At 61.9% G+C, this 18,197-nt stretch carries 16 protein-coding genes; 5 read left to right on the forward strand and 11 right to left on the reverse strand.

Annotated elements, in window-relative coordinates; genetic code table 11:
* Positions 1-11: 11 nt before the first annotated feature.
* Both DNK50_RS23015 and DNK50_RS23020 read right to left on the reverse strand, forming a co-directional pair.
* On the reverse strand, positions 12-800 hold the full coding sequence (locus tag DNK50_RS23015) for an ABC transporter substrate-binding protein (protein WP_112196357.1): 789 nt from the start codon (positions 798-800) through the stop codon (positions 12-14).
* Positions 801-893: 93 nt separating this feature from the next.
* Positions 894-1,517 (reverse strand): TetR/AcrR family transcriptional regulator, encoded by a 624-nt coding sequence (locus tag DNK50_RS23020; RefSeq protein ID WP_112196358.1) that lies wholly within the window; start codon positions 1,515-1,517, stop codon positions 894-896.
* A gap of 277 nt (positions 1,518-1,794) precedes the next feature.
* Between DNK50_RS23020 and DNK50_RS23025 the strand changes: the two genes are divergently transcribed.
* Positions 1,795-2,337, forward strand: coding sequence for an exonuclease domain-containing protein (locus DNK50_RS23025; protein WP_112196359.1), 543 nt, complete (start codon positions 1,795-1,797; stop codon positions 2,335-2,337).
* Positions 2,338-2,401: 64 nt separating this feature from the next.
* Positions 2,402-2,686, forward strand: a complete 285-nt coding sequence (locus DNK50_RS23030; RefSeq protein WP_010208796.1) for a pyrimidine/purine nucleoside phosphorylase — start codon at positions 2,402-2,404, stop codon at positions 2,684-2,686.
* A 65-nt stretch (positions 2,687-2,751) separates the two neighbouring features.
* Here the strand turns inward: DNK50_RS23030 and DNK50_RS23035 are convergent, their stop codons facing one another.
* Both DNK50_RS23035 and DNK50_RS23040 read right to left on the reverse strand, forming a co-directional pair.
* On the reverse strand, positions 2,752-3,558 hold the full coding sequence (locus DNK50_RS23035) for an MOSC domain-containing protein (RefSeq protein ID WP_099584155.1): 807 nt from the start codon (positions 3,556-3,558) through the stop codon (positions 2,752-2,754).
* Between the two features lie 40 nt (positions 3,559-3,598).
* Positions 3,599-4,534, reverse strand: coding sequence for a chemotaxis protein CheV (locus DNK50_RS23040; protein WP_112196360.1), 936 nt, complete (start codon positions 4,532-4,534; stop codon positions 3,599-3,601).
* 552 nt (positions 4,535-5,086) lie between these two features.
* Between DNK50_RS23040 and DNK50_RS23045 the strand changes: the two genes are divergently transcribed.
* From DNK50_RS23045 to DNK50_RS23055, 3 genes are all read left to right on the forward strand, one after another.
* Complete coding sequence (locus tag DNK50_RS23045) at positions 5,087-5,536, forward strand: hypothetical protein (RefSeq protein WP_177411557.1); 450 nt, start codon at positions 5,087-5,089, stop codon at positions 5,534-5,536.
* Positions 5,537-5,890: 354 nt separating this feature from the next.
* The gene (locus tag DNK50_RS23050; RefSeq protein WP_112196361.1) at positions 5,891-6,784 is read left to right on the forward strand and encodes a sensor histidine kinase; all 894 of its coding nucleotides are present in this window, start codon (positions 5,891-5,893) and stop codon (positions 6,782-6,784) included.
* Entirely contained in the window at positions 6,781-7,440 is a 660-nt protein-coding gene (locus tag DNK50_RS23055) for a response regulator transcription factor (RefSeq protein WP_099584152.1), read from the forward strand. Before DNK50_RS23050 ends, DNK50_RS23055 begins: the two co-directional genes overlap by 4 nt.
* Here the strand turns inward: DNK50_RS23055 and yegS are convergent.
* From yegS to DNK50_RS23090, 7 genes are all read right to left on the reverse strand, one after another.
* Positions 7,399-8,316 carry a lipid kinase YegS gene (gene yegS / locus DNK50_RS23060; protein ID WP_099584151.1) on the reverse strand — a complete coding sequence of 306 codons (918 nt, stop codon included), beginning with the start codon at positions 8,314-8,316 and terminating at the stop codon, positions 7,399-7,401. The two genes, DNK50_RS23055 and yegS, sit on opposite strands and share 42 nt — an antisense overlap.
* 92 nt (positions 8,317-8,408) lie before the next feature.
* On the reverse strand, positions 8,409-8,954 hold the full coding sequence (locus DNK50_RS23065) for a hypothetical protein (RefSeq protein ID WP_099584150.1): 546 nt from the start codon (positions 8,952-8,954) through the stop codon (positions 8,409-8,411).
* Positions 8,955-8,988: 34 nt separating this feature from the next.
* Positions 8,989-9,315 carry a hypothetical protein gene (locus tag DNK50_RS23070; RefSeq protein ID WP_099584149.1) on the reverse strand — a complete coding sequence of 109 codons (327 nt, stop codon included), beginning with the start codon at positions 9,313-9,315 and terminating at the stop codon, positions 8,989-8,991.
* A gap of 24 nt (positions 9,316-9,339) precedes the next feature.
* Positions 9,340-9,651 carry a hypothetical protein gene (locus DNK50_RS23075; protein WP_112196362.1) on the reverse strand — a complete coding sequence of 104 codons (312 nt, stop codon included), beginning with the start codon at positions 9,649-9,651 and terminating at the stop codon, positions 9,340-9,342.
* A gap of 59 nt (positions 9,652-9,710) precedes the next feature.
* Entirely contained in the window at positions 9,711-10,019 is a 309-nt protein-coding gene (locus DNK50_RS29320; RefSeq protein WP_099584167.1) for a hypothetical protein, read from the reverse strand.
* A 59-nt stretch (positions 10,020-10,078) separates the two neighbouring features.
* Positions 10,079-10,390: a hypothetical protein gene (locus tag DNK50_RS23085; protein WP_112196363.1), complete on the reverse strand. Its 312-nt coding sequence runs from the start codon at positions 10,388-10,390 to the stop codon at positions 10,079-10,081.
* Positions 10,391-10,400: 10 nt separating this feature from the next.
* Complete coding sequence (locus DNK50_RS23090; protein WP_112196364.1) at positions 10,401-18,179, reverse strand: hemagglutinin repeat-containing protein; 7,779 nt, start codon at positions 18,177-18,179, stop codon at positions 10,401-10,403.
* Positions 18,180-18,197: the final 18 nt, after the last annotated feature.

Here is an 18,197-nt window from a genome sequence, read left to right on the forward strand (position 1 = left end):
AATTTAGCCGATCAAGGTACCGCCATCACGTCGATGCGGTACGGCTCGAAAATCTTCAGCATCTGGCCGTTATCACGCAGGCGTTTGAGCATTTCGGCAAACGCAGGCCCCGTGATCGGCGCCTTCGGCCGTAGCAAGGCGTAATGGTGATAGACCTGATCGATACGCTCCGACACTAGGAACTGCGCGGCCATATCCGCATTGCGCACCATAAAGTCGCTCAGGTACGAACGGGTGACCAAGGCAATGTCCGCTCGCCCACGCGCAACCATCTGCAGGTTGCTGTCATGGGAGTAGGTCAAGGTGGCGTTGAAATGCTCGGCCATGTTCCTGGGGTCGGGATTGAAGCTGGCGAAGGCGTAGTGGTATCCGCTGAACACCGCCAGGCGTTTGCCCGCAAGGTCGGCGAAATAGTCCTGGCCGCGACCGGGCTCACGCTGGGCGATGAAAATCTCTGCGTCTTCCAGCCCCATGTCGATGCTGGTGTGGGGGATTTTCTGCCAGCCCCAGGCGGGGTTTTCGAAGATGGCCATGTCGATCCGGCCCTGCTCTAAATCGCGGAAACGCCTGGGAATGGAGGTGGGCACCAGCACAAACTGGTAGTCGGTTTGCAAGGCGTTCAAGGCCTCGACCAATTGCGGCAGCAACCCGGTGTCGGCGCCCTGCTCCGGGCGCACGGTGTAAGGCGGGAAATGCGCCGCGCCGACGCGCACCAATTGCGCAGCCGAAGCCGGCATCCACCACACGGCGCCCAGTGCCCATATTGTTAGTCCTGCAGCCAGCCGCCATGGCGAAAACATCAAGGCACACACCGTTCAACCGATTGATGGCGATAAGCTAGGCGTTTTTGTCTGGCGAGACAACTTTCCACCACCAAATTAATAGCTTGCGCCTCAGTCAGCTTTCAGAACCATCAGCAGGGCTTCTTCGGCCAACTGCTCCAGCGTCAGGTTGCCCTCGGCGCGAAACCAGGTGGTGGTCCAGGACAAGGCGCCGGTGAGAAAGCGCCGCGCGATAAACACATCACCCTTGATATAGCCTGCGGCCTTGGCCTCGCCCAGCACGTGCAGCCAGAGGTCTTCATACACGTCACGCAGCGCCAGGACCTGGGCCTGGCCTTCCTGCGACAACGAGCGCCATTCGTACACCAGTACCGCCATGGCTTCGCCGCTGCCGCCCATGATCGACTGCAACTCGCAGCGGATCAGCGCCAGCACACGCTCGCGCACGTTCGTCGCGTGCTCCAGCGAAGCCCGCATCATCGCTGTGTTGTAGTGGATGGTTTCTTCCATCACGGCCCGCAGGATCTCGTCCTTGCTCTTGAAGTGATGAAAGATGCTGCCGGACTGAATGCCCACCGCACTGGCCAGGTCACGCACGGTGGTGCGCTCGAAACCCTTGTTGCGAAACAGGTGCGCCGCGGTTTGCAGCAATTTGCCCCGGGCGCTGTCGGGATCGGTCAATTGGCCGCCATCGACCATGGTGCGCATCACCCGCAGGGCTTGGTGCTCATCCATGCTGCTCTCCTCTACTTCCACTGACGTCTTGGCCGGCAATTTAGGCCGTGTGCGCCAACCAAGCAAGCGCTTGGCCAAATCTTGCTCGACGCGATGAACAGGGAACATTCACTCACGGTCGGCATTCACGAGATTGCAAAGGCTGGACAGGTGATTGACGCCAACCCGGTGCGCAATCGCCAGGTTTTGCTGGAGATCGAATAGGCCCTGGGCGGAACTACAGGGCCGGGCTACGCTCTATCCCCATCAAGAAGGGACGAGTACGGGAACCTGCACAATGCCTCATTGGCTGATTATTGACCTTGAAGCCACAACGGATGAAGGCGGCTGGCCCGTGACGGAGATGGAAGTCATCGAGATCGGCGCGAGCCTGGTCAACCGCCAGGGCCGCGAACTGGACCACTTCCAGCGCTTTGTGCGGCCGTTGCGCCGCCCATTGCTGACGCCTTTTTGCCGTCAGTTGACCCACATCACCCAGGCAAATATCGACGCCGCCGCGCCCATCACCGAGGTGTGGCCGCTGTTCGAACGCTGGCTGGGCCAGCATCTATCGCGCCTGGAAGGCTGGGCCAGTTGGGGCGATTATGACCGTGCGCAGCTTGAACTTGAATGGCAGCGCAATAGCCTGGTCAGTGCACTCGCCAAGACGCCCTATGTGAACCTCAAGCAGCGCTTCGCCAAGGCCCGTCGCCTGGACAAGCCCCTGGGGCTAAACGGCGCGCTGCAATTGGCGGGCATGCAGTTCCATGGCCAGCAACATCGGGCACTGGAAGATGCACGCAATACCGCACGCCTGCTGCCGTTGATTTTACCGGTCTAGGCAGCTCCCCCGCCCTTGGGCATACTGGCCGACCTTTCCAGACCCTTTTTCCGAGGATTCGCCCATGTTCAAAGTCAACGAGTACTTCGACGGCACCGTCAAGTCGATCGCTTTCGGCACTGCAGAAGGTCCGGCGACCATCGGCGTGATGGCTCCGGGTGAATATGAATTCGGCACCGCCCAGCGTGAAATCATGCACGTGGTCTCCGGCGCCCTGACCGTCAAACTGCCTGACGCCAGCGAGTGGGAAACCTTCGCCGCCGGCAGCCAGTTCAACGTTCCGGCCAACAGCAAGTTCCAGCTGAAGGTCGCCGTGGACACCGCTTACCTGTGCGAATACCGCGGCTAAGCCTTCGCCCGCTCAAAAAAATGCCCGTCTCCTGCGAGACGGGCATTTTTAATGGGCGCTGAAAACTATTCGAGAATGGTCACTGGCATGCCCACTTCCAGGCGGCCGTTGCCCTCGTTGACCAGGTTCTGGCCGAACATCGCGCCGTCCTCCGTCTTGCGGTAGGTATCCAGTGTGGCGAAAGGCTCACGGTCGGCACTGCGCTCGCCGGTTTGCGGGTCGATGGTGGTGAGAATGCAGCGTGAGCAGCGTTTCACCGCACGAAACTCCACATCACCGATGCGCAGGCGCTTCCAGCCGTCTTCAGCGAAGGCTTCACCGCCTTCGATCACCAGGTTGGGACGAAAGCGCAGCATCTCCATGGGGCGGCCGATTTTTTGCGAGAGGTCGTCCAGCGACGCTTGCCCGATAACGAGCAACGGATAACCGTCGGCAAACGCCACCTGGTCGTCATCGCGACCGTAACCGGCCTCGGTCGTGCGGGCACGGTCCAGGGGCATCTGCACCAGCCGCGTCGGCTTGCCGATAAAGGCGCTGACCCAGGCGGCGGCTTCATCACCGGCGTCCGGCACGCGCAAGGTGTCGCGCCAGATGGTCACGCCGCGCAACTCGGCATCGCTGCCGGGCAGTGCCACGTCCAGCGGCGCATGGCCGGGCGAACTCAAGGTCAGGCCACCGCTGCGGCTCCACAGGGCCGAGAGCTGGCTCATCTTCGCCACTGCCCGCTGCGTAAGGAAACGCCCGCTGGCCTCATCCACCAGCATCCAGCGTCGATCCCCGTCCAACCCGAGTTTATCCAGGCCGATCTGCTGCAAGGTTTCGGCCTTGCCGGACTTCAAAGGGTAACGGTACAACGCACTGAGACGAAGCATGGGCCTGCATTCCTGAGGGGGCAAAGATGCAACCCTAAGGTCAAGCGGTGGCTTCGTCCAGCATCAGTCGCTGACGCACCACATCCACCAGTTTGTCGGGCTGGAATTTGGACAGGAAGTTGTCGCATCCGACCTTCTTCACCATCGAGTCGTTGAAGCTGCCCGACAGCGAGGTATGCAGCACCACGTACAGCTTGCGCAGACGCGGGTCGTTGCGGATCTCGGTGGTGAGGCGGTAGCCGTCCATCTCGGGCATTTCGGCGTCGGTGAAAATCATCAGCAGCTTGTCGGTCATCACGTGGCCGGCGTCGGCCCAGGCCTTGAGCATGTTCAGTGCCTTGAGGCCGTCGCTGGCGATGTGCATCTTCACGCCCAGTTGGCCCAGGGTGTCGCGCAATTGCGACAGGGCAACGTTGGAGTCGTCCACCAGCAACACTTCGCGGCCACAGGCTCGTTCCAGCACCGGGTCTTCGAGCTTTTCGCGGGAAACCTTGGCGTTGTAGGGCACGATCTCGGCAAGGACTTTTTCCACGTCGATGATTTCCACCAGTTGATCATCGACCTTGCTGATGGCGGTGAGGTAGTGCTGACGCCCGGCGCTGGTCGGCGGCGGCAGGATGGACTCCCAGTTCATGTTGACGATGCGGTCCACGCCGCCCACCAGGAACGCCTGCACCGAACGGTTGTATTCGGTGACGATGATGGTGCTGTTCGGGCCAGGCACCAGCGGGCGCATGCCGATGGCCTGGGACAGGTCGATCACCGGCAGGGTCTGGCCACGCAGGTTGACCACACCGCACACAAAGGGATGGCGCTGGGGCATCAGGGTCAACTTGGGCAGTTGCAGGACTTCCTGCACCTTGAATACGTTGATTGCGAACAGCTGCCGCCCGGCCAGGCGAAACATGAGGATCTCCAGGCGATTCTCACCCACCAGTTGCGTGCGTTGGTCTACCGTGTCGAGAATGCCGGCCATTAAAAGCTCCTGGTGTGCGCTGGAAAATGCGCGAAGGGATTGTGCAATTCATTACTGCTGTTATCGGCGGCGTAAGCCAGACCTTGACCCCCTTAAAATGCCACGCAAATTCATTGATGTCACACTGACATCATGCTCTACTGCACGCACGTCTCCAGACAGCGGTACTGCGGCATTGCACGACATTCAAATCGGTGCAAGGTTCCGCCACGTAAGGGATTCCCCTATACACAATCAGGCCCAACCTGATATTCGCAATATCTAATAGCCATTAATGTGACGCCATTCTCATTGCATGAATGGAGTCAGGCTTTTGTTTGTCATCGCAAGCCCTCGGCCCACGGGTCTTCCGGACGCTCACGTCGCGGCAACTGATGGTGTGCAATTGAGCCTGCTCACAAGGGCCACGCGCAGCCGTCGCCGTCATTCAAATAAACGTCCTACTGAACAATCAGAAGCGACCTACATACTCCAGTTATCTTTCAGCAGTAGTTTTACGCCATTCACCCTGTGCGACCTCTCATCACCCAACCTTATGTTGCGGAGATTTGCATGATGAACGACGGTAACGAGTGGCAATTTGCACTTCCAGAGTTCCTGTACGAGGCTGAAAAGCTGCTGGCCAAGTCGGAGGAGTGCCTGAGTCACCTGCATTTGATTCGCAACGACAACGACGCCATCGACTGCATGAAAGTCAGCCTGATCAAGCTCGCCGAAAAGGCCGATTGCCTGGCTCTGGGGGCGATCAGCGAATTTTCGCGGCATATCCAATACCTGATCGCCAACGCCGAAAACCCTCTGCAGCTGCACGATGAGGCCCTCAATGCCTTGGAGGATTGCCTGAGACTGCTGGCCTGGCAGCTGGAGTTGATCGATGCGAAGACAGGCCTGTTGGCACTGGATGAAGCGGAACAAACCACATTGATCGCCACGGTCACACTGCAGATTCCACAAAAGGACTTCAGATATAAACCGCAGCAGCGTATTCACCACGCTTCTTGAGGGGTTATCCAGTCGGATTCAGCGCTAAGTTGTCTAAAAACGACAGATTTAATTAACGCGCTGAAATTGAATGCCCCCTGCATGGATATCAATTAGCCATTAAGGCTACAGGCCTTTTAAAACAATAAACCTCACTTCATTAACTCTGGGATTAGCGTCCCGGGGTGTTTGCGCGTCTAAATAAGCCCGCCAGACAGGCACCTGGCGACCAACGGTAAGAGTAGTGGTACTATCACCCGCTCGAAGTGGCTGAACTTTTGCCACTTTGAAAACGATTCAATCACGTATTCCAAACAGCGTCCGGTCAGCGTCGACCGGTCTTCCAGCAGCGAACCTTCATTGGCTACATCCGCTATGCATGCCAGCCTCAAGACATTCATCGCAAGGTCCGCGTCCCGCAGCAATGCACGCCGTTTGATCCTCACCCTCTGCCTTGGCTCGCTGCTGCTGAGCCTGTGGGCTTATTCCCACTCGGCACCGTTGCCGCTGATGATCCTGCTGTTCAACCTGGCCACCGTGTTGGTGGTGAGCGTGCAACAGTGGTACTCGCGCAAATCCATCAAGTTCCAGCCCCAGGAATTGGCCGATCGCCTGCTGCAAGTGCAGGAAAACGAACGCCACCGCCTCAGCCGCGAGTTGCATGACGATATCGGTCAACTGTTGACCGCCGCCAAGCTGCAAAGCGAATGGCTCAAGCGCCGCCTGCCGGATGAGCTGCAAACCCAGTGCAACGTCCTGTGCAACACCTTGAACGAGACCCTGGCCAAGGTGCGCGACGTGTCCGCCATCCTCAACCCTCGCCAGCTCGCCAGCCTGGGCCTGGAAGCCAGCCTGCGCGCGCACCTGCTCAAGACCCTGGAAAACACCCCGGTGCATTGGAGCCTGGAATGCCAGCAACGGCTGACCGGCATCCCGGAAGAAATGGCCGTGGCGGCTTTTCGCATCACCCAGGAAGCCGTCACCAACATGCTGCGCCACGCCCAGGCGCGCAACCTGCTGGTACGCCTGCAACGCCTGCCCGAGGGACTGTCGCTGACCATCTGCGATGACGGTCAGGGCTTTTCGCCCGCCATCAATCCCAGCCTGGAAGGCCAGCGAGGCATGGCGGGCATGTCCGAGCGGATCGATCAGCTTGGCGGTTCATTATCCGTGAGCAGCCAGCCAGGCAACGGAACACGCATCGACGCGCTCTTCCCCTGGGCGCCCCGCGCCCTCGAACGGGCCAGCGCCCCTAAGGTTATCGAGTGAGCTGCACATTACTGCTGGTGGACGACCATGCCCTGATCCGGGCCGGCGTACGTGCACTGATCCAGGATATTCCCGGCTACACCGTGACGGGGGAAGCCAGCGATGGCGCGCAGTTGCTGGAGCAATTCAATACGCTGCTGCCGGACATCGTGCTGCTGGACCTGTCGATGAAGCACACCGGCGGCCTGGACGCCTTGCAGCAACTCAAGCGTGCGCACCCCAAGAGCAAGGTGCTGATCCTGTCGATGCACACCGACCCGGAGCTGATCATGTGCGCGCTGGAGGCCGGCGCCCACGGCTATCTGCTCAAGGACACCACCGCCAATGAGCTGGAACACGCGCTGCAGGCCCTGCGCAACAACGAGCGTTACCTGAGCCCGGCGATCGCCCACACGGTGATCAATCAGGCGCTGGTGCGCAGCCAGGGGTCAGTCACACCCGCTGGTCACAGCCATAACCTCACGGCTCGCCAACTGGAAATACTGCGTCTGATCGTGCGCGGCAAATCCACCCGCGAGATCGCCCACGGCCTGGGCCTGAGCATCAAGACCGTGGAAGCGCACCGGTCGCAGATCATGAAGCGCCTGCAGATATTCGACGTGGCGGGGCTCGTATTATTTGCCGTGCGCGAGCAGATCATCAGCCTGGACGACTAGGGGCGAACCCACCGGTAAATGCACGCGAAGCGCCTTGGGCAGCGCTTCGAAACGCAGGTCGTCCCCTTCCAGCGGCTCGCCATCAAGGTTGATGTACAAGCCCTGCGCCACCTTGATGTTGACCCACGGCAGGCGCGCCCGCACGAACATATTGTCGAGCCCGCCGTCGCTCATCAGATTGAGCAGCGTGCCGACCACTTCCTGGGGCGCCGGCAGAATGCTGACGTCGAGCAAGCCGTCATCGGCCAATGCGCCAGGGCACAGCACATGCCCCCCGCCCGCCTGGCGACCGTTGCCGATGCCCAGCGCCAGCAGCTCGCCCTTCCAGTGGAAGTCCGGGCCTTCCAGCTCGCCATAGGCGGCCTTCAACTCGCTGAAGCGCGTCAGGCCGGTGAACAGATAAGCCGCGCCGCCGAGGACTTTCTTCAGGTCTTCGGAGGTATTGGCCGTGACCTGGCTGCCGAAGCCGCCAGTGGCCATGTTCAGGAAAATCTGCCCGCCGACACGGCCCAAGTCGATTGCCCTGGGCGGCACATCCAGCAACGCCAGGGCCTGGGCCGGCTCCAACGGCACGCCGGCGGCCTTGGCAAAATCATTGGCGGTGCCCAATGGCATCAGCACCAGGCTGGCGTCGCTCTTGGCCTGGGCCATGGCTTCGGCCACGTCACGCAAGGTGCCGTCGCCGCCGCCGGCAATGATATGGGTATACCCAACGTCCAGGGCCTCCTTGACCAGCCGTTGAGCGTCACCGCCCTCCCACGTCACCCGCACCGCCAACTCCCAACCCTGCTCGCGCCGGGCCAGCACCGCCGCGCGCACGTCCTCATTGAGGGCTTGCTTGCCGTGGAGGATCAACAATGCCTTGGGGGTGGTCATGGGGGGCGTACTCCTGGGTTCAATGGTGCTTGAAGGATGTTGACCTTTGAGGAGTAGGAAAAAGTCATTCAGGCCGAAAAATAATTGGCCTGTTAGAAATTATCCATCGCGTTGCACATCGACACCTTGCCCCTGGGCGCAGGCTCCACCGCAACCCATTGCTTAGCGCCCGCCGGCAGTTCGTGCAGCTGGAACGAACAGCTTGCATAGATGGACGCCTGCACCATGTAGTCCATCCCCGGCCGAGGCACGAAGGTCATTGTGCTGGAGCATTGCCGGGAATACTGCAATTTCCCCAGGTAATGAAACGCGATCGGCGTGTTCGCCGGCACCACCAGCTCGGACGACACGGCAGCGTCCCACGAGTAAATCGGCCCTGGCATGCCCAGGCTTTCGCCGTTGTGATCGGGGAAGCCCGCCTTCGTCGACGCCATCACCCCGGCGCCCGGCACATTCCAATCCAGGCAATCACGCCCCGGTACTGCGCGCACCAGACCGTCGGTGATCAACCGCACGCGAGCGGTTTCGCCGGACGTCGGGGCGACGTAGCCGGTGGACAGCGAGCGGATGTTCGCCACCTGGCCGCAGCCCGTCAGCAGCACCAGCAACACCACGGGAACCCCACGTAAAACATTCATCGGCAATCAACTCGCAAAGGAAAAAAAGAGCCGCTTACGGCTGACGGCAATTCTGGTTGACCGACAGCTGCGGCGCCGGCTCGTACTTCACCATCTGCAAGCCATCGGCGCCCTGGAAGATGAAGTACTTGATACGGCAGTCCTTGAACATCGGCGAGTAACCCTCAGCCCGAAAGCCTTCGCCCTCGACCCGCTTGGTCACGGCGTTGTTGCGGCTGACCACCGCGAGCACCTGGGCATAGCTCTGGCCCATTTTCACCCCTGGCTCGCCGGTGACCGTCATCGACGAGGCACAACCACCCAACCCTGCCGCCACCAATGCCAGCGCGACGCCGTACAGTCCATTGCGTAGCTCGTTCATTCCCTGCTTCCTTTCAGTAATGGATTACCGGCGGCCTTCGCACACCGGTGATTCGCCGATACGGCCAAGCTTGCATAGGTCCAAGTTATCTTTGCGTGTGAAGCCCGCATCTTTCATGCAGTAGAAGCGCGTCAGGACCACATCGATCGGCGACGTGTCCCCCGCGCCATCAAGATTGGTATACCCGCAGGCACGCATGGCATCGTCGACCCCTTGTTGCGAAACGCCGCTTTTTTTCCATTGGGTGTAATCCCCAGGCGGTGGTTGAAAGCCCCTGCCCGTGCAGCCGATCAATAACACCGCGTAAACACTCAGCAGCAGGCTCTTCCTGAACATCGTGTTCTTCCTAAGGGTTTGCGCAGATCGTTCATTCCCTACGACCTTTTAGTGATGGATCAGCGGCGACCTTCACACACCGGTGATTCGCCAACGCGGCCAAGCTTGCATAGGTCCAAGTTATCTTTGCGTGTGAAGCCCGCATCTTTCATGCAATAGAAGCTCCTGAGCCTCTCATCAATTGAGCCGCCGCCCGTGCCCGCCACATTCTCGTACCCGCACGCGAGCATGCTGTTCTTGACGCCATCGACAGAGACCCCGCTCTTTTGCCAATAGGTAAAATCCGGGGGCGGTGGTTGGAAGCCCCTGCCCGTGCAACTGATCAATAACACAGCGCAAACACTCAACAGCAGGCTCTTCCTGAACACCGCGATCTTCCTCATGGTTTGCGTAGATCGTTCATTCACTACGCCCTTTTAGTGATGGATCAGCGGCGGCCTTCACACACCGGCGATTCGCCGATACGGCCTTCCTTGCACAAGTCAATGTTGTCCGTACGCTTGAAACCGGCGTCTTTCATGCAATAAAACCGTTTGAGTACCTGGTCAATCGGCGTCTTGTCCCCCGTCCCTGTCAGGTTGGTATAGCCGCAAGCGGTCATAGCGCTCTTGACGCCTGCTTGCGAGACCCCGCTTTTTTTCCAATTGGTGAATTCCGGCGGCGGTGGTTGAAAGCCCCTACCCGTGCAGCCGGTCAGTAACAGAGCGCCAATACTCAACAGCAGGCAACTTCTCAACATAACGTCCTCCTTATTCTCCGGCGCGCTTGAAGTGTGGCATGCCGTCGGTTGAATCACCCCAGAAAGGCTTGCAGGCATCCCCCCCGTTGCCGTAGCAGTTGTGCGCTGTCTTATCGCCGCCAAGCACTTTCAGCCACTCCCATAGACGAACGCTGCCGTCCGGGACCGTACCGCCTGTAGCGGCGTTGAACCCCACGAGCGGCAAGCGCGCAACCGGATCGAGATAGTGATTCTGGTAGCGCAGTTCCATCGCCTCACGCTGTGACTCGGAGTCCAACCCTGAACGATTCTGCAAGACGCCCAACAACGAGTCGGCCTTCTGCACACCGTAGGCAGCACCGAAGAAGTTCATCGACGTTTTGCCGAGGATGCCTGCGTTGGCCGGATCACGGGCCAGCGACTCCATGGCACTGCCAGTAGTCAAAGTGCCCCGGCTGTGACCATCGATGTGCAACCCGCTCTGGCCAAACTGCGTCATGTACTCCTTGGTTTGCACAGCTGCATTGGACAACCCCCAGAAATCATTCTCCAGATTCTTCTGATAAGCCGCGATCATCAACTCGGAAGTGAAGTTGTTCGCCTTCTCGAAGTGGATCAAGTATTGCGGCCCGGTATCGGCCGAACTGTGCTGCTCGGCGTATTTGGCCGCACCATCGATATCGTTGAAAATGCCATTGTTGGCGATATGCACTTTGCCGTCAGGCCCTTTCTTGAGGTTCTGTTTCTCTTCGTCGCTCAGTTCGCGACGGTGAACTGTGCCGTCTGGATCAACAATCGCCTTGCCATCCTTGTCCTTCAAGACCTCATACACCCGCGCCTTCTCGATAAAGATCTTGCGATACGCCTCATCCGCCAACAACGAAACCTGATGATAGAACTCGCGCTTGATCTCCTGCTCGGCCTCGACCTTGCGCCCCATTTCCGCCACATCCAAGCGTCCCACGGCGACGTGGGCAGCCTCGGTGTTGCGGTTGAGGTTGGCAATCGTCTGGTCCACCGTCATGCCACCTACCACACGCTGGCGCTCGGCGTTGGTGATCACCAATGTGCCGGCGCTGATCGCGCTGCGGGTGTCGCTGGATTCGGAATCGGAGTCCGAGCCGTTGTTGAGGCTGTTGGCGAGCAGCGCCTTGGCCGTGCCCAGTTTGCCGTCGAGCATGTCCGAGCTCAGGTCGACGCCTGAGGTCTTGGCGCTGGCTTCGGACACGTTGTGGATGTCGGACACGGTCAGCGTGCCGGTGGTCAGGCTGTTTTTGCCGTCGGCAATGGCCTTGTCGGAACTGGCGATCACGCCGCCCTTGAGGTCGGTATTGCCGCGCACGTTGATGTCGAAACCACCGTCGCCGGCCCGGATGCCCGATTGCTCGATCACGCTGGCAAAGTTGGACTTCTGCTTGGCGTTGGTGGAACTGAAGCTGGCGGTCGCCGCACCGGCACACACCGGCGGGATGCAGATGCTGATCCCGGCGCTCATGCTCTTCTGCTCGGACGCGAAGGTACTGGTGTCCTGCAGGCTCTCGACATTCAGGTTGCCGCCAATGTCGGCCTTGACCGTCTCGCCCGACACCACCGCACCTCGCAGCGTGGTGTCCTTGCCGGAAATCAGACTGGCCTGTTTGCCGGCCGTCACGTGGGTGTTGCTCCACACCAGGTCATTGCCATCGGCATTGCCACGGCTCTGGGAGGCGGACGCGTTGAAGCTCAGGCCGTTCTTCTCGCTGCCAAACGAGATGCCGATGCCCAGGCTGCCATTCACGCTTTTGTTGGTGCTGTGTTGCTCGATGGTGTTCTGCGCACCCGCCAGCAGGATATTGCCGTCGGCTTTCAACAACGCATTGTTGCCCGCCGTGATCTCACTGCCCTGCACGGTCAGGTCGTTGTTGCGCGTGCCGCCCGAGGACACGATCGTCACATCCCCTCCGGCGGCGACCGTCGAAGCGGCCGCCGTGTTGCTGGTCTGCTCGCTTTTGCTCTCGCTCTTGTTCATGCCCAGGGCAATGCTCAGGTTGATCCCACCTGCCGCCGCCGGGTCGGCCATGACCTGAGTATGGGCGTCGTTGGCGGACCACGCGGTACTCAGCGCCGCCAGGGTCTTCATGCGTTTGTCGTCGGTACGCTCGGCGGCTTTGTTCATGCGCTGGGCGGTTTGTACCGCACTCACAATCGGGTTGGTCAGGGTCAGGCTCACGCCGGTCTGCTTGAAGCGCTGCTCCTGCTGCTGCGCACTGAGGTTGCGCGCTTCGAGGATATTGACCTCGGACGCCTCGATCGACACATCACCATTGGGCGCGTTCACATTGCTGCCCACCTGACGGTACTCGCCGCCGGCGCTGATCAGCACGTTGCCGTCGGTTGCGCCAATGTTGCTCGCGGCCGCCGTGGTCTGCTGACCGCTGTCCTTGTTGGTCTGTTGCTTGGAACCAACGGTGACGGCGATCGCGCCGCCGCTGAACATGCCGCTGGTCTTCACATCCTTCATGTGTTTTTCGTCGAGCTGCTCGGTGGCCGCCAATACCTTGATGTCATTGCCCGCCGCCAGCACCGTGCCCGAAGTGGACACCACGTTGCTGCCGGTGACCGTGATGTTGTTGCCGGCCTGCATCACCGCCTGCTCGCCACTGAAGGTCGAGGCCTGGGCGGTGGTCTGGCTGACCGTGTCACGAGTCGTGGTGGTCTTGCTCGAAAACATCCCGTTGCTGCCCTTGACCTTGTGCGCTTCATCGGCGCTGTTGAAGCGCTCGCCAGCCTCGACGTTGATATCGCGCACCGCACTCACGGCCACAGCCCCCGCGTCGCTGTTGACCAGCGCCCCGCGCACCTGCACGTCACGCCCGGCGCCCACGCGGATGTCGCCGTTGGCCTGCACCGAACTGCCGACTTCATTGCGCCCGGCTTCCTTGCGCCAGTTGTCGCCATCCCATTGGTTGGCCTGGGTGTAGGACTCTTTCACGGTGGCCAGGCTGATGTCGTTGCCCGCCACCAGCGACGTCTTGCCGCCGGCGCCGGTATTGCTGACTTGCGCCGCTTGCAGGTTGATATCGTTGCCGGCAGTGGCAATCAGGCTCGCCGCCGGTGCCGACACATACAGCCCTGCCACCCGCGACAGGCCGGTGCGGGTGCCCTGCGCGCTCTCGCTGTCGGTGGTGACCGAACGCACATTGATGTCGTTGCCGGCGCTCAGGGCCAGCCGGCTGTTGGCGCTGATCAGGCCGCCGATGTTGTTGATGTCCTGGCTGGCGCTCAGGGCCACGTTGTTGCCCTGGATGCGCCCGCCGAGGTTGTCGAGGTTCTGCACACTGATGTTCACGCCATCGCGCCCGGACAGACTGCCGGAGTTCACCAGATCACCGCGCACATCAAGGTTCAAGGTGCGCCCGGCCATCAGTGCGCCGGAGCCATCCAGATCGCCTTCGCGAACCCGCACATAGACCTGCGGCACCAGCACCTGGCGGACTTCACCGCTGGCCAGCGTCACGTCCCTGGACACCAGCCAGACGATGTCGCTGGTCAGCTGCGCCATCTGCTCGGCAGTCAGGGCGACGCCGGGGATCAGCTTCCACTGACCCGCCAGGGTCACGGCGCTGTCGATCATGCCGCGATACTGTTCCTCATCACTGGCGTAGCCGTCGAGAAAGCGCCGGCCGGTGAGTTGCGCGATTTGCTCACGGATCAGCTTCTGTTCGTAGAAACCGTCACCGAGGCGCTGTTGCGTGGCAGCCGGGTCCAGGTTCAGGCGCCCAAGCATGTAGTCCGAAGACAACCACTTGCGATAGTTGGCAAAACGCGGATCGGTCTCCACCAGGTAGCTGGCGGTGCTGTTCGGGTTGGTCTGGAACAGGCTGCTGTTAGGCAGGTCGGGGTTGAAACCGCCGGTGCGGATCTGCTCCACGGCGCCTGCCGCGTCCAATTGGGTCAGCGCCTTCACTTCGCTGATCGGGCTCACGGCGTGGGTGCGGCCAGCGCCCGCCAGCGCACCGGTGCCCGCCGTGCTGTCGGTAACGTTGGCCAGCACCAGCGCGCCGACCTGGGTGCCGCTGCCGTTGATGGCCGCGTACTCGGTGTACACCGAGGGTTTGAGCGAGATCTGCTGAATCAACGGTGCCGGCGTGTACGCAGTGACGCCGCGGCCCTGACGGTCGCGGCCTTTGCGCTGAATACGATAGAAGTTGCTCAGCGTGCCGCTGTCGGTGGTGATGCGCTCGCCATTCAACTCGGTATTGATCACGCTGCCGACGCCGCTGGCATTCAACGCCTGGCCGGCGATGATCCGACTCTTGTCGTTGAGCACCTGGTCGGCGATCAAGTTGAGGTTGCCACCGGCGAGCATCTGCGCCGGGTCGGAGCTGACAATCTGCGTCTCGGTGACGCTGCGCGTGTAGTCATAGCGGTTCCAGCGCGTACCGGAGCTTTCCGGCGTGACGAGGTGCAGCACCTCGTCGTTGTACAGCGAGATCTGGTCCGGCGTGTAACGGTTGGTCGAGCCCGACAGCAGGAACTCCTGCAGTACCTGATTGGACACCAGCACGCGCTGGGTGGCGAAGTGTTCGTTGGTGTTGTTGATCTGCCTGGCGTTGACGCTCAGATGACCCAGCGCTTCGACGGTGGCGCTCGCATTGTTCAGCACCTGTGCCTGGCCACTGGCCTGGTCGTTGGCGTCGAGCAAGCCGCCGATCACCGTATCGCCGGCGCTGAAGATCAGCCCGTGTTCACGGTTGTTGATGACTTGCGCGCCGATATCCAGGCGGTTGCGTGCCGCGATGGTCGCCGCCGTGGCGCCTTCGAGGGTGTTGTTGAGGGTGCCGGCGCTGATCGACAAATGATCACCGTAGAGGCGCCCGGTGCCGAGGTTGTTCAGGGTCGCGGCGCTGAGGCGAGTGCTCTCGCCATCGACTACGCCACGGTTGTCGAACTGGTTGACCGCGTTGACCTGCGCGCGCCGCCCACTGATCACGCCGCTGGCGCCGTTGTCGATGGCGCCGGCATCCACGCGCACCAGTGCGCCGGACTGCACCGCGCCCTGGTTGCTCAGGGTGCCGCCGATCTGCAGCGACAGGTCGCCGTTGCTCTGCACCAGGCCGCTGTTGATGAGATTCTGGGTCAGTCGAAAAGTCAGGTCGCCCAGGCTCTGGACCCTGCCGGCGCCGCTGTAGCTGGCGCTGTCGATCAGCACCGACTGGCCCGCAATCAGGGTGCCCGCGCCGTTATTGATGGCCAGGCTTTTCTGCGCCGGGTTGCGATCGGCCAGGGTCAACACGCTGCCCGCCGAGAGGATGCCCGCGTCGTTGTCCACGCTGCCGCTGCCCTTGAGGTTCAGCGTGGTGTCGGACACGATTGAGCCGACGCGGTTGGTCAGCGTATCGGTGTCCAGGTCGACGCTCTGGCCCTTGATGCCCTGGTTCGCGCCCTGGGTCGCGCTGTTGTCCACGCTCGCGGCGGTCAGCAACAGATGCCCGTCGGCGCGCAACAGGCCCGCCTGGTTGCTCAGTTGCTGGGCGTTGATGTCCAGGGTGCGCGCGCTGCCGATAAAGCCCTGGTCGTTGAACACCTGACCGGCGCGCACCGTGACGTCGCGCTGGCCGAGGATGCCGCCGGTACTGCCGGAATTGCGGTTGCTCAGCTGTTGGCCGTGGGTATCCACGCTCAGGTCCGACTTGGCCTGCATGATGCCGCCGTCGTTGATCAACGCGCCGCTGTCGACGCCCAGCGTATCGCTGGCGTTGACGGTGCCTGCGCTGTTATCGAGCTGCTGGCCATGGGTATCGAGCAGCAGTTGCGCGCCGGTGATCACGCCACTCTGGTTGTTCAGGCCGAAGGCGTTGAGAGTCAGCGCCGTGGCCGCCTCCAGACGCCCGCCACGGTTGTTGAGCACGCCGGTGTCGCTGTTGACGATCAGGTCGGCCGCCACCGAACCAAGGGTGCCGCCCTGGTTCAACAGGCTGTCGGTCTTGACCGTCAGGGTTTGCGCGGCGGCGACGGTGCCGTTGGCGTTGTTCAACTGCGCGGCCTTGATCCCCAGCGCACCGCCGGCGGTGATCTGCCCGCTGCTGTTGTCGAGGGTGCCGCCGTCAAGGGTCAGTTTTGCAGCGGTGACCAGCTTGCCGTTCTGATTGTTCAGGTGCTGGCGCGCGCTGACGGCCAGGTCGCCAAGGCCGCCCGACTGCACCAGGCCGCCGGCGTTGTTCAGGGTGTCGGCGCTGACGCCGAGGGCGCCGCCGCTGGAAAGCGTACCGCCACTGTTGTCGAGGCTGCGCGCGACGGTCATCTGCATACCGGTGCTGCCGGTCTGCACCCACTTGCCGGCGACGTTGGACAAGTCCAGCGCGGTCACGCTGATCTGTGCCGCGCCGACCTGTGCGGCATCGCTGAGCAGGCTCTGATTGGCGTCGGCCGTGAGGGTCCGGCTGGCGGTGACGCGGCTGCGACGCAGGTCGAGGTTGCCGGCGGTGCTGGTCAACTCGACGGTCTGGGCGGACGTCTGGCTGTCACTCAGGTCGACGTGCGCGGCGCTGGCCTTGAGGGTCTGCGCGGCGAGGTTCTGGCCCTTGGCGCTCAGGGTGCCGGCCGAGGTCAGCGTCAGCGAACCGCTGCTGCCGAGCTTGCCGGCGCTGTCCACGCCTGCGGCCAATGCGGAACCTGCGTGGCTGCGAATCGCCGAATTAGCGCCGGTGGCGGTCAGCGCGGCATTGCCCTGGGCGGACACGATGCCACGGTTGTCGATGTCGCCAGCGGTGTGCGCGTCCAGGTTGCCCTGGGCGTACAGCGTGCCGTCGTTGTCGATGCCCTTGGCGGCGCGGACGGTCAAGTCGGTGGCGCTGCTGATCTGGCCGTGGTTTTCGATACGGCCGTCGCTGCCGATCACTACTTCTCCGGCACTGGAACCGATCTGCCCGGCGTTGCGCACACCGACGCCTGCGCCGTTGCCGACCAGGGTGATCTTGCCGGCGTACATGCCGCCCAACTGCGCCACGTCGATGCCGACGGTGGGTGTGTCGGTCGGCGCCGCGCCGGTGGTGCCGGCATTGATGGTCAAGTCTTTGGACCAGATACCCGCGTTCACCTCGACGGTGCGCGCGATGATTTCGGTGTAGTCGGCACGGCTGGCGTCCATACCTTCGCCGCCGATGCTGACCTTGCCGCCCGAGACTTGGTAGCCGCTGATCAGGCCGTTCTCGAACTGTGCGCGGCCGGTGGTCAGGGTCGCACGGTCGGCGTTGATAAACCCGCAGCCCTCACAGGTGATGCCCGACGGGTTGGCAATGACCACCTGCGCCTTGGAGCCGCCCACTTCGACAAAGCCGCGCAACTGACTGGGATTGTTCGAGTTGACCTCGTTGAGAATCACCCGTGCACTGCCGTTGACCAGGTTGCGGTTGCCTTCGATCCAGCCGCCCAGCTGGGTCTGGCTGTTGGTCACGCCGTTGTTGAGGATCACCCCGCGCTTGTCCACGTCGAACTGGGTGTAGGTGTTGCGCGACACGCCCGCGCCGCTCGGCCGGGTGATGTCCACCACCGTGGTGCCGTTGCCGGCGGCACCGATGGTCGGGCGCTGGCCTGCGGGTGCGGAGCCGTCGACCACCACCTGCGCTTGAACCGGCGCCACCAGCGCGACCCAGCCCATGCCCAGCATCAGCGCAAACCGCAGTGGCGTCAGCGTGGCAACCGCCGTACCCGGACGCGCCACGGCGCCGGAAGTGCCGGGGGCCTTGCACACGCTCTTGACGTTTTCGGCCACCACCATCAGCAGGCCGCGAGCCTGGTTGAAGACAATTCGATACAGATGCTTATTCATGCAGATCCTTTGCGCGGT

It is taken from the genome of Pseudomonas sp. LG1E9 (assembly GCF_003290225.1).
In the GTDB taxonomy this organism is placed as follows: Bacteria; Pseudomonadota; Gammaproteobacteria; order Pseudomonadales; family Pseudomonadaceae; genus Aquipseudomonas; species Aquipseudomonas cyclaminis.

Bases quoted from the DNA above. Each gene is read 5' to 3' on its own strand.
- DNK50_RS23015 (WP_112196357.1), bottom strand. From the start codon at position 800: ATGTTTTCGCCATGGCGGCTGGCTGCAGGACTAACAATATGGGCACTG.
- DNK50_RS23020 (WP_112196358.1), bottom strand. From the start codon at position 1,517: ATGGATGAGCACCAAGCCCTGCGGGTGATGCGCACCATGGTCGATGGC.
- DNK50_RS23025 (WP_112196359.1), top strand. From the start codon at position 1,795: ATGCCTCATTGGCTGATTATTGACCTTGAAGCCACAACGGATGAAGGC.
- DNK50_RS23030 (WP_010208796.1), top strand. From the start codon at position 2,402: ATGTTCAAAGTCAACGAGTACTTCGACGGCACCGTCAAGTCGATCGCT.
- DNK50_RS23035 (WP_099584155.1), bottom strand. From the start codon at position 3,558: ATGCTTCGTCTCAGTGCGTTGTACCGTTACCCTTTGAAGTCCGGCAAG.
- DNK50_RS23040 (WP_112196360.1), bottom strand. From the start codon at position 4,534: ATGGCCGGCATTCTCGACACGGTAGACCAACGCACGCAACTGGTGGGT.
- DNK50_RS23045 (WP_177411557.1), top strand. From the start codon at position 5,087: ATGATGAACGACGGTAACGAGTGGCAATTTGCACTTCCAGAGTTCCTG.
- DNK50_RS23050 (WP_112196361.1), top strand. From the start codon at position 5,891: ATGCATGCCAGCCTCAAGACATTCATCGCAAGGTCCGCGTCCCGCAGC.
- yegS (WP_099584151.1), bottom strand. From the start codon at position 8,316: ATGACCACCCCCAAGGCATTGTTGATCCTCCACGGCAAGCAAGCCCTC.
- DNK50_RS23065 (WP_099584150.1), bottom strand. From the start codon at position 8,954: ATGAATGTTTTACGTGGGGTTCCCGTGGTGTTGCTGGTGCTGCTGACG.
- DNK50_RS23070 (WP_099584149.1), bottom strand. From the start codon at position 9,315: ATGAACGAGCTACGCAATGGACTGTACGGCGTCGCGCTGGCATTGGTG.
- DNK50_RS23075 (WP_112196362.1), bottom strand. From the start codon at position 9,651: ATGTTCAGGAAGAGCCTGCTGCTGAGTGTTTACGCGGTGTTATTGATC.
- DNK50_RS23085 (WP_112196363.1), bottom strand. From the start codon at position 10,390: ATGTTGAGAAGTTGCCTGCTGTTGAGTATTGGCGCTCTGTTACTGACC.
- DNK50_RS23090 (WP_112196364.1), bottom strand. From the start codon at position 18,179: ATGAATAAGCATCTGTATCGAATTGTCTTCAACCAGGCTCGCGGCCTG.